Source organism: Ruegeria sp. SATB027 (assembly GCF_059613825.1).
Map to the genome: position 1 here is coordinate 58,416 of NZ_JBXWTH010000004.1, position 9,046 is coordinate 67,461.

The following is a 9,046-nucleotide window of genomic DNA, read 5'->3' on the forward strand; positions in this document are numbered from 1 at the left end:
ACCGTCAAATCCTGATGTGATAAGCCTTTGCCGCATTCCCTCCGAGGATGGCCGAACGGTCATTGGAGGAAAGTGCGTTTAGCAGTTCATCGGTTGCATCGATCCATCGTTCATAGCTGCTGGCCAGTGTGCAGACCGGCCAGTCGCTGCCCCAGATCAACCGCGATGGTCCGAACGTGTTCAGTAGGTGGTCCACATAGGGGTACAGGTCCCGAACCGTCCAGTCAGGCGCAGCTTCGGTGACAAGACCGGACAGTTTGCAGAACGCGTTGGTGTCCCGCGCGATGGCGGCCATGTCTTCGGCCCACCCGTCAAGTACACTCTCCCGGATCATAGGTTTCGAGCCATGGTCAATCACAACCCGCATGTCCGGGTGCTGCGCAAGAAGTTGACGCAGCGGCCCCAGGTGCCGGGGCAGGGTGAGGGCATCGAAAGTCAGATCGTTAGATTGGATGGCCTCAAAGGCAGGCGTCAATGCTGCGCCGAGCATCCAGTTCGGATCAGCGATATCCTGAAGCATTGGCCGCAGACCAACCAAAGCGGGATGAGTGGCTAGTCTGATGATTTGTTCACGCGCATCAGGGGCGTCGAAATCGACCCAGCCAACCACACCTTTGATAAAAGGTGTCTTGTCCGCCAGTGACAACAGGTACTCCGTTTCGGCGACGGTCGGCGCGGCCTGAACCAGAATTGTCCCGTCGATGCCCTGTGCTTGCAACAATGGCGCAAGATCATCTGGCCCGAAGTCCCGGTAAATCTGGCCCAAATCCGGTGTCAGCCACCCATAGTCACCACGTGCCAGCGCCCAAAAATGCTGATGGGCGTCGATCTTCATGCAATCACGCCTTTCTTCAGGATGATGTTGCCGTACAGCCTGCGCTCGCCGGTCTGAATGATGGCAAATGCGGATGCCGCGCGTTGGTAGAAGTCGAACCGATCCAGACCCTGAATTTGCGCGGGGTTGTCAGCCTGCGCGTCGATGATCTTCTGGAAATCCGCGACGGCCTCGGGCACGGCTTCGGGATCACCGACAACCTGCATGGTCAGCGCGGGGTCGGGCACGAATGTATCCAGCGGCATGACAGACAACACCGCGCCAAGCAGGTCGCTTGCTGTTGAACCATCCGCACGGATGCAGTCGGGCCCAAGGCTTGAGCCCGGGAAATTGGCGTCCGCAATAACGATGTCATCGCCATGGCCCATGGCGCGCAGGGCGTACAGCAACTCAGGTGACAACAGCGGGTCGAGGTTACGCAGCATTGACAGGTTCCTTGGGCAAAGGGGCATCTGGCCGGATCAGGCCTTCGGTACGCAGGTCTGACCAAAGCTGGGCGGGGATAGTCCGCTCCAGCAGGGCGACATTGGCTTGAACCTCGGCCGCATTGACAGCGCCCGGAACAACCGTTTTCACGGCGGGATGTCCCAAAACAAATTGCAGCGCGGCTGCGATCAACGGTGTGTCATGGGCCGCACAGACAGTTTCGATCCTGCGCACCCGTTCAAGAATATCCTCAGGCGCATCGGAGTAGTTATACTTGGCCCCAGGCACCGCTCCGGTGGCGAGGATACCTGAGTTATACGGCCCGCCCAGAATGATGCCCACATCGCGTTTCTCACAAAGTGGCAGAAAACTGTCCAAAGCTTCCTGCTCCAAAAGCGTATACCGACCTGCCAGCAGGAACCCGTCGAAATCGCCAAGACCCAGCAGTTTTTCGCAAACCTGCCATTCGTTCACGCCGGCGCCAATCGCAGCGATCTCACCTGCATCGCGCAGTTCAACCAGCGCCTTGTACCCGCCGCCATCGAACAACTCGCGTACTTTGGCGTCTGACATTTCCTGACTGCCCTGACTGAAAGCGCAGACGTCATGCACCAGAAGAATGTCCGCATTGGCAACACCTATCCGGTCCCGGCTTGCCTCATATGACCGCATGACGCCGTCATAGGTATAGTCGAACACAATGCGTTTCTGCGGAACGTCCACAAACGCTTCAGGCGTCACCTCATGTGGTTCGCAATCCAGCAGCAGGCGGCCGATTTTGGTTGATAGCTGAATGTTCTCAAGCCCAAACCGCCTGATCGCTTCGCCAAAGCGATACTCGGACCGCCCCAACCCGTATTGCGGCGCGGTGTCGAAGAACCGGATGCCTGCGTCAAAAGCGGATTGCAACGCAGCCTGCGCATCAGCATCCGAGACCTTGCGATAAAGATTGCCCAAGGGCGCGCCGCCAAACCCCATGCGGGTCAGCGGCACAGGCCGGGACGTCCTGTTGTTCAGAAGGGCGGTTTGCGAAACGGTCATCCTGCCTCTCGGGTGTTTTGGGGGGGTAAATTGAACAGCTGCGGTCTTTCCTGTTGCAGCCGTTCGATCCGAGGCATCAGTTGCCCAAGGTGATGGCGCATGGCGTCTTGTGCTGCACGTTCATCATGGGCGCAGATGGCATCGAATATCGCCCGGTGTTCGGCCAGTGTTTCCGCGATGCGGCCGGGTGTCGGCAACAGCAACATCCGCGCGCGGCTGACCTGTAGCGACACCGTCTGCGCTACATCCGGCAGGCGCAGCATTCCGGTGAACGCCATCAGCAGGGCGTGGAATTCTTCATCCGCGTGATAGAACCCGGCAATGTCGTCATCTTCGATCAACAACTCTTGCAGGCGCACGTTGCGGCTCAGCTTTTTGCGCTGATCATCGGTCAGGTCACGCGCAACCTTGGCCACTGTTGCCAGCTCCAGGGCCTCTCGCAGAAAGGCGCCTTCGCGGATCTCATCCATCGAGAAATAGGACACGCGTGTACCCGATTGCGGCACCACATCCACCAGCCCTTCAGCGGCAAGCCTGGTGATGGCGTCCGCGACAGGTGCGCGGGATACACCCAGACGCGTGCAGATCGGTGCCTTTCTCAGATTGGCACCGGGAGGGAAATCCAATGCCAGGATCGCCTGTTTGATGGATTGGTAAACCCGCTGCGCAAGCGATCCCTCAAATGTTGAAATGTCGGGCAGGCGGGTGGCGTCAATGTCGTATGGGTGGTTCATGAATCTGAACTATCATACTAACATGTTAGTTGACAAGAGTGGATTATCCCCGTAGCTCTGTGGCGAACAAGCGGGGAATCCATGCACCCAGTTTCAGAGATCAAAACCCCGGGAGGCCCGGCCCGTGACACAATCCGGCTGAACCCGGATGACAACGTGATCATCGCGTTGCGCGACCTGAAAGCCGACGCGCAACCAGATGGGATATCGATACGGCTTCCCACGGACATCGCACGCGGGCACAAGATCGCCACCGCCCCGATTGCGGCGGGTGAAAATGTGATCCGCTATGGACAGATCATAGGTCAGGCCAAAGCGGATATCGCCGCGGGCGAGCATGTTCATGTCCATAATCTGGGTATGGGGGCGCATCAGCAGGACTACGCATATGCAAGCGCGAACGCGCCGCTGCCCGAGATTTCAGGCGACCGTATCTTCCAGGGCTTCCACCGCGCCGATGGCAAGGTCGGCACGCGCAACTACATCGGCATTTTGACAACGGTGAATTGCTCTGGCTCCGTGGCGCGATTCATAGCCGAAGCCGCCGAGAAACGGGGCTTATTGGACGCGTACCCGAATGTGGACGGTATCGTCCCGATCATTCATGGCACTGGATGCGGCATGTCGGGCAAAGATGAAGGCTACGCCACACTGTTTCGGACATTGGCTGGGTATGCCCAGCACCCGAATTTCGCCGGTATCCTGCTGATCGGTTTGGGGTGCGAAGTGATGCAGGTGGCCGATCTGGTTGGGGGTCGTCCGATCCGTCCTGATGGCGTGCTGCGTTACATGACCATTCAGAGTGAGGGCGGCACACGCCGTACCATTGAACGTGGATTGAACGAGCTGCGGGGGATTGCCGACCTCGCGAACAAGGCCGAACGCAAACCTGCGCCGATCAGTGCGATAACGGTTGGAATGCAATGCGGCGGGTCAGATGGCTATTCCGGGATCACCGCCAATCCTGCTTTGGGCTATGCGTCGGATCTGTTGGTGCGGCATGGCGGTACGACGATCCTGTCCGAAACCTCGGAAATCTATGGCGCGGAACACCTTTTGACCCGGCGGGCCGAGACCGTTGAGGTCGGGGAAAAGCTGATCGAACGCATTCGCTGGTGGGAGGGATATACTCACCGCAACGGCGGCGAGATGAACAACAACCCAAGCCCCGGCAACAAGCGCGGCGGGTTGACGACCATTCTTGAGAAATCGCTTGGCGCCGTCGCCAAGGGCGGCACCGCGCCCTTGCGCGGTGTTTACAAGTTCGGTGAGAAAATCGACAAGGCCGGCTTTGTTTTCATGGACAGCCCCGGTTTTGATCCATGCTCGGTCACGGGGCAGGTGGCGTCAGGTGCGAACCTGATCGTGTTCACCACCGGGCGGGGCTCGGTTTCGGGATATCAACCAACACCCTGCATCAAGCTGGCAACCAACTCCGAAATGTATGCCCGGATGTCGGAAGACATGGATCTGAACTGTGGGGATATCGTCACAGACGGTGTGAGCATTGAGGCAAAAGGCGAAGAGCTGTTCGAAATGCTGATCCGCGTCGCATCGGGTGAACAAACAAAAAGCGAAGAACTTGGCTTTGGTGGGGTCGAATTTGTGCCCTGGCAAATCGGCGCGGTGATGTAGGCGGCACCACCCCTTGGGGAGAAAGGTGTTTGGGAGGATAAATGACAAAACTGGTCGACATGTCGGGGATCGAGAAACACTTTCCCGGAGTCCATGCGCTGAAATCAGTGCAGTTCGATCTGGTGCCCGGCGAAGTTCACGCGCTGATGGGCGAGAACGGCGCGGGCAAAAGCACGCTGATGAAAATCCTCTCGGGGATATATCAGCGCGACGGCGGCACATTGCAAATCGAAGGGCGTGATGCAAACCCAACCACGCCACGCGAGGCGCAGGCTTTGGGTATCGGCATCATCCATCAGGAACTGAGCCTGATGAATGATCTGACGGTGGCACAGAATATTTTTATCGGCCGCGAACCTCGCAAACGGTTTGGCCGACTGAACGATGCTGCGTTGAATGTACAGACGGCCGAGATTTTTGCGTCCATGAACCTAAACCTCGACCCCAAGGCGCAGGTCGGCAGCTTGACCATTGCGAAACAACAGATGGTCGAGATCGCCAAGGCCCTTTCTTACCGGTCCAGGGTTCTGATCATGGATGAACCGACCGCGGCCCTGAACGATGCTGAAATTGCCGAGCTGTTCGTGATCATCCGCCGTCTGAAGGCTGAAGGCGTGGGAATTGTCTATATCAGCCACAAAATGGATGAGCTGAAGCAGATTGCTGACCGGGTTACGGTGATGCGCGACGGAGAATACGTTGGCACCGTTGACGCGGCAGCAACGCCGATCAGCCAGATTATCGCGATGATGGTAGGTCGCGAAGTCAAGGAAGAGCCGCTGGTTCCCCCCGATCTGAGCGATGCGGAAGTTTCGCTGGAAGTGACCGGGCTGTGTCGGGGTCACGAAATCCGCGATGTCAGCTTCTCGGTGCTGAAGGGTGAGATATTGGGCTTTGCCGGGTTGATGGGTGCCGGACGTACCGAAGTTGCGCGGGCAATCTTCGGGGCAGATCCGAAGGATAGCGGAGAAATCCGGGTGCATGGGCAGGTGGTCTCGATCCGCACGCCATCCGATGCCGTCAAGGCGGGCATTGGCTATCTTTCCGAGGATCGCAAGCATTTCGGCCTGGCCACCGGGATGAGCGTTCGCGACAATGTTGCACTGGCGTCGATGGATATGTTCACCGGACGTGTCGGTGTTCTGAACGATGGTGAAATCAGCACGACGGCCAAGGATTACATCACGCAGCTGGGCATTCGCACGCCTTCGGACACGCAGGAGGTACGCCTGCTGTCCGGCGGCAATCAGCAGAAAGTTGTCATTGCCAAATGGCTGCTGCGGGATTGCGATATCCTGATTTTCGATGAGCCCACGCGCGGTATCGACGTGGGCGCAAAATCCGAAATCTACAAGCTGCTGGAAGAACTGGCCCGTCAAGGCAAGACGATCATCGTGATTTCGTCGGAACTGCCCGAGATCATGCGCCTAAGCCATCGCATTGCCGTGATGTGCGAAGGCCGACTGACCGGCATTTTGCCGGGCGGCAAAGCCACCACTCAGGAAGACATCATGCATCTGGCGACGCAGCGGGCGGCGGCGATGCAGATAACAGGAACAGCGTAATGACCTCAGCAACGGAAATCGAAAAGAAAAGCCCACTGGCGGGGCTCTCGGAAAGCGGCGCCTATCAAAAGCTGCTGGCCTTCGCCAGCTTGATTGCCTTGCTGATCGGGTTTTCAATCGCGTCGCCGAACTTCATGCAAACTTCGAACATGATCGCCATCTTGCAGGCGACATCGGTCAATGGGGTGCTGGCGGTTGCTGCAACACTGGTCATCATAACTGGCGGGATCGACCTCTCCGTGGGAACTCTGATGACGTTCTGTGCCGTTATCGCCGGTGTCGTGCTGACCTATCTCGGAATGCCACTGTTGTTGGGGGTTACGGCAGCGATTGCGGCGGGTGCGTTCTGCGGGCTGTGCTCGGGCACCTTTGTCGCCAAGATGAAAATCCCGCCCTTCATTGCCACGCTGGGTATGATGCTGATCCTAAAAGGGTTGTCGCTGGTGATTTCCGGCACGCGGCCCATCTACTTCAACGACACGCCGGGCTTTGACCAGATTTCGCTCGGGTCGCTGATCGGAGAGGTTTTTCCCGCATTGCCGATCCCCAATGGCGTGCTGATCCTATTCCTTGTTGCCATTGCAGCTTCGTACATTCTGGGGCGCACGGTTCTGGGCAGATACACCTTTGCGCTGGGATCAAACGAAGAGGCGGTGCGCCTATCGGGGGTGAATACCGATCTTTGGAAGATGCGCATTTACGCTCTGGCAGGTGGGATCTGCGGTATCGGTGGAATTCTGATCGCGTCGCGACTGAATTCGGCGCAGCCCGCGCTGGGGCTTGGCTACGAGCTGGAAGCCATCGCTGCCGTCGTGATCGGGGGCACGTCCCTGTCCGGTGGGCGTGGTACAATCCTTGGAACCCTGATCGGTGCCCTGATCATGGCAGTTCTGACCAATGGTTTGCGGGTGCTGTCCGTCGCGCAGGAATGGCAGACCGTTGTCACCGGCGCGATCATCATTCTGGCCGTTTATGCCGATATGGCGCGGCGCAGGAAGACAGGTTGAACAGTCACAAAAATCAGAAACGAAGACCAACTGGAGGAGAAGACATGCTAACACGTCGTTTCATTTTGGGGGCCCTGAGTGCGGCCAGCCTTTCGATACCTGCAACTATGTCATCAGCGGAAGACATATATATTCCGCTGGTGTCCAAAGGGTTTCAGCACCAGTTCTGGCAGGCGGTAAAGTCCGGTGCGGAACAGGCCGCCGAGGAATACGGTGTCACGATCACCTTTGAAGGCCCGGACAACGAAACCATGGTGGATCGTCAGATCGACATGCTGGCGGCGGCCTTGGCCAATAACCCCAAGGCCATCGGTTTTGCCGCTCTGGACAGCCAGGCCGCCATTCCACTGCTGAAGCAAGCTGATGAAAAAGGCATTCCGATCATCGCTTTTGACAGTGGCGTTGACAGCGACATCCCAGTTTCTACAGCAACAACAGACAATCAGGCCGCGGCTGCGCTGGCTGCGGACAAGATGGCCGAGATGATTGGCGGCAAAGGCAAAGTCGCCGTTGTTGCGCATGACCAGACCAGCCGCACAGGCATCGACCGGCGCGACGGCTTCGTCAATCGCATTGCTGAAAAATACCCGGACATCGAAGTTGTCACGGTTCAATACGGTCAGGGTGACCACCTGAAATCGACCGAGGTGACCAAAGCGATCCTGACGGCGAACCCCGATCTGAATGGCATCTTCGGCACCAACGAAGGCTCGGCCATCGGTGTGGTGAATGGTGTGCAGGAACTGGGGACCGAGGGGCTGGTCATCATCGGATATGACAGTGGCAAGGCCCAGAAAGATGCGATCAAAAGCGGGCTGATGGCGGGTGCAATCACTCAGAATCCCGTGGGCATCGGGTATGAAACCGTCAAGGCTGCTGTGGCCGCGATGAAGGGTGAAGAAGTTCCTGCCCTGATTGATACCGGGTTCTACTATTACGACGCATCCAACATCGACGATCCGAAGATCGCGGCAGTGCTGTACGACTGATCTTCATTGTCATACTTGTTCCTGGCTCTTGGTTCTCCAAGGGCCAGAAGCTTGTCAGAATCCCTGCATTAGCATGTCGACGCCGGCGGTGATCTGCGCAAAGTGATCATCAAGGTTGTCGACCGGCGATTTTAGAAGGCCCACCGGAACAGCAGCCATGAATTGGGTTGCCATAACAAACGGTTTGCCCTGGATATCAAAGACGGGATTGAGCCGGGTGGCTGGGATCGGCGCTGTCGCTTCGGGAAGCAGTGGCACGACGACGCGTGTGTTCAACCCGCTCAGCAGATCGCTCTGGATGTCCAGAAGATACCCGTCACCTGACGGGTTGCGGAACACGTCGTATTTTGGCATCAGAACTGTCGGTAGGTGTCCAACGGTAAGCCATTACGCTCGACATACGCGTTGGAACTCTCAAGCGCGGCCTTATTTTCGGCTTTCCAGCGTTCAGCTTTTGCGCTGGCGACTGCGGCCCGAATGCCGTCTTCGGCTGCGCGGGAAAGATTGATCTTCAGATCCCGCGCCTCAGACAGCATATCGCCATCCAGTGATAGATTTGTCGGTTTACGAGATGGAGCATTCATTTGATTACCCTCAGATCTGCGCCATTTTACCATCACACGATATGCGCGTCAAACATGCGCATATTACGTGAAGCGTGGAAGCCCTCTGTTCAGCGGTACGTGGCAATCAGGAGATTTTTGGCCTGAAAAGAGCTTTGCGCTCAGTTCTTGTAACCTCTCATTACTGAGCGACTTTTTGTTTGTGTTTATTGAACTGTTGGTCGAAGAGGTTTTTGAAGGGTCCGTTTTTC

At 57.4% G+C, this 9,046-nt stretch carries 10 protein-coding genes; 4 read left to right on the plus strand and 6 right to left on the minus strand.

The genetic code is table 11. The features are described from left to right. Positions 1-4: 4 nt before the first annotated feature. Genes AC2FPW_RS00345 through AC2FPW_RS00360 form a run of 4 tightly spaced genes read right to left on the minus strand, consistent with a single transcriptional unit; the run spans position 5 to position 3,036 of the window. The gene (locus AC2FPW_RS00345) at positions 5-835 is read right to left on the minus strand and encodes an amidohydrolase family protein (protein WP_496812205.1); all 831 of its coding nucleotides are present in this window, start codon (positions 833-835) and stop codon (positions 5-7) included. Beyond that, on the minus strand, positions 832-1,260 hold the full coding sequence (locus tag AC2FPW_RS00350) for an RbsD/FucU family protein (protein WP_480484658.1): 429 nt from the start codon (positions 1,258-1,260) through the stop codon (positions 832-834). The genes AC2FPW_RS00345 and AC2FPW_RS00350 overlap by 4 nt, the downstream gene beginning before the upstream one ends. After that, positions 1,250-2,302: an aldo/keto reductase gene (locus tag AC2FPW_RS00355; protein WP_496812206.1), complete on the minus strand. Its 1,053-nt coding sequence runs from the start codon at positions 2,300-2,302 to the stop codon at positions 1,250-1,252. Before AC2FPW_RS00355 ends, AC2FPW_RS00350 begins: the two co-directional genes overlap by 11 nt. After that, positions 2,299-3,036, minus strand: coding sequence for a GntR family transcriptional regulator (locus tag AC2FPW_RS00360; protein WP_267367423.1), 738 nt, complete (start codon positions 3,034-3,036; stop codon positions 2,299-2,301). Before AC2FPW_RS00360 ends, AC2FPW_RS00355 begins: the two co-directional genes overlap by 4 nt. An 81-nt stretch (positions 3,037-3,117) precedes the next feature. On the opposite strand from AC2FPW_RS00360, the gene AC2FPW_RS00365 reads away from it, so the two are divergent. The 4 genes from AC2FPW_RS00365 to AC2FPW_RS00380 are packed head-to-tail and all read left to right on the plus strand — an operon-like array spanning position 3,118 to position 8,232. Next, on the plus strand, positions 3,118-4,671 hold the full coding sequence (locus tag AC2FPW_RS00365) for a UxaA family hydrolase (protein ID WP_496812207.1): 1,554 nt from the start codon (positions 3,118-3,120) through the stop codon (positions 4,669-4,671). Positions 4,672-4,712: 41 nt separating this feature from the next. Beyond that, the gene (locus AC2FPW_RS00370) at positions 4,713-6,236 is read left to right on the plus strand and encodes a sugar ABC transporter ATP-binding protein (protein ID WP_496812208.1); all 1,524 of its coding nucleotides are present in this window, start codon (positions 4,713-4,715) and stop codon (positions 6,234-6,236) included. Continuing rightward, a complete protein-coding gene (locus tag AC2FPW_RS00375) occupies positions 6,236-7,243 on the plus strand; it encodes an ABC transporter permease (protein WP_496812209.1) in 1,008 nt (335 codons plus the stop codon). Before AC2FPW_RS00370 ends, AC2FPW_RS00375 begins: the two co-directional genes overlap by 1 nt. A gap of 44 nt (positions 7,244-7,287) precedes the next feature. Beyond that, complete coding sequence (locus tag AC2FPW_RS00380) at positions 7,288-8,232, plus strand: ABC transporter substrate-binding protein (protein WP_209506853.1); 945 nt, start codon at positions 7,288-7,290, stop codon at positions 8,230-8,232. Positions 8,233-8,286: 54 nt separating this feature from the next. Here AC2FPW_RS00380 and AC2FPW_RS00385 read toward each other — a convergent pair whose 3' ends face one another. After that, complete coding sequence (locus AC2FPW_RS00385; RefSeq protein ID WP_496812210.1) at positions 8,287-8,586, minus strand: CcdB family protein; 300 nt, start codon at positions 8,584-8,586, stop codon at positions 8,287-8,289. Continuing rightward, the gene (locus tag AC2FPW_RS00390) at positions 8,586-8,816 is read right to left on the minus strand and encodes a type II toxin-antitoxin system CcdA family antitoxin (protein ID WP_209599023.1); all 231 of its coding nucleotides are present in this window, start codon (positions 8,814-8,816) and stop codon (positions 8,586-8,588) included. Before AC2FPW_RS00390 ends, AC2FPW_RS00385 begins: the two co-directional genes overlap by 1 nt. Positions 8,817-9,046 lie beyond the last annotated feature (230 nt).

Excerpts from the sequence above, each read along its gene's own strand:
- AC2FPW_RS00350 (WP_480484658.1), bottom strand. The coding sequence starts at position 1,260 with ATGCTGCGTAACCTCGACCCGCTGTTGTCACCTGAGTTGCTGTACGCC.
- AC2FPW_RS00385 (WP_496812210.1), bottom strand. The coding sequence starts at position 8,586 with ATGCCAAAATACGACGTGTTCCGCAACCCGTCAGGTGACGGGTATCTT.
- AC2FPW_RS00390 (WP_209599023.1), bottom strand. The coding sequence starts at position 8,816 with ATGAATGCTCCATCTCGTAAACCGACAAATCTATCACTGGATGGCGAT.
- AC2FPW_RS00360 (WP_267367423.1), bottom strand. The coding sequence starts at position 3,036 with ATGAACCACCCATACGACATTGACGCCACCCGCCTGCCCGACATTTCA.
- AC2FPW_RS00375 (WP_496812209.1), top strand. The coding sequence starts at position 6,236 with ATGACCTCAGCAACGGAAATCGAAAAGAAAAGCCCACTGGCGGGGCTC.
- AC2FPW_RS00355 (WP_496812206.1), bottom strand. The coding sequence starts at position 2,302 with ATGACCGTTTCGCAAACCGCCCTTCTGAACAACAGGACGTCCCGGCCT.
- AC2FPW_RS00345 (WP_496812205.1), bottom strand. The coding sequence starts at position 835 with ATGAAGATCGACGCCCATCAGCATTTTTGGGCGCTGGCACGTGGTGAC.
- AC2FPW_RS00365 (WP_496812207.1), top strand. The coding sequence starts at position 3,118 with ATGCACCCAGTTTCAGAGATCAAAACCCCGGGAGGCCCGGCCCGTGAC.
- AC2FPW_RS00380 (WP_209506853.1), top strand. The coding sequence starts at position 7,288 with ATGCTAACACGTCGTTTCATTTTGGGGGCCCTGAGTGCGGCCAGCCTT.
- AC2FPW_RS00370 (WP_496812208.1), top strand. The coding sequence starts at position 4,713 with ATGACAAAACTGGTCGACATGTCGGGGATCGAGAAACACTTTCCCGGA.